At 65.9% G+C, this 687-nt stretch carries 1 protein-coding gene; it reads left to right on the top strand.

Going from position 1 to position 687, the window contains the following annotated elements; all coding sequences use genetic code 11:
• On the top strand, positions 1–687 hold a 687-nt coding region (locus tag BN1127_RS00280), incomplete at both ends, for a HAMP domain-containing protein (protein WP_042648094.1).

The following is a 687-nucleotide window of genomic DNA, read 5'->3' as shown; positions in this document are numbered from 1 at the left end:
CGGCGATCGCCGCCTGCTGCTCAAGCAGGTGGGGGATGCCTACAACGGGCTGGCCAATGCCCTCTCCGCCCTGCGGGACTTCCTCATCTCCGGGGACAAGGAGTACCTGGACAAGTACCAGGACTACTACCAGTTCCACCTGCAGCGAGTGGCCGAGCTGAAACAGCAACAGGCCAACTTCACCGAGGCGCAGAAGGGTCTGTGGACGCTCTTTGAGGAGATGTCGGCTCCCTTTGCCGAGCTGGTCGGGCAGGTGATCGCCAGACGACAGGCGCCGGACTGGGATCAGGCCAACCACCTGATGGCCACCGACATAGAACCTGCGTTGACCCGACTCGCCGACCAGCTGGCGAATCAGGTGACCCAGACCCGGGGGGAAGTGGAGAAGATAGCGGGCAAGATGGCCGGCGCCAGTCAGACCATCCACCGCACCCTGCTGCTGGCAACCACCAGCGTCATCTTGCTCGGCACCCTGGTGGCCCTGCTGTTCAGTCGCCGTCTGACCCGTGACATCGCCAGTCTGGTGAACCGTGCCGGGCTGGTCGCCGATGGCCGCCTGCCGAGGGAGCCCCTGCCGGTGCTGCGCCAGGATGAGCTGGGCGGGTTGACGGGCTCCATCAACCGGATGTCGACCCAGTTGCGCCAGCTGGTGGGGGAGATCCAGGGGGCGGTGGCGCAGGTGGAGGG

The organism is Aeromonas media (genome assembly GCF_000819985.1).
Taxonomy (GTDB): domain Bacteria; phylum Pseudomonadota; class Gammaproteobacteria; order Enterobacterales; family Aeromonadaceae; genus Aeromonas; species Aeromonas media.
This window is presented reverse-complemented; position numbering and strand designations above follow the sequence as displayed.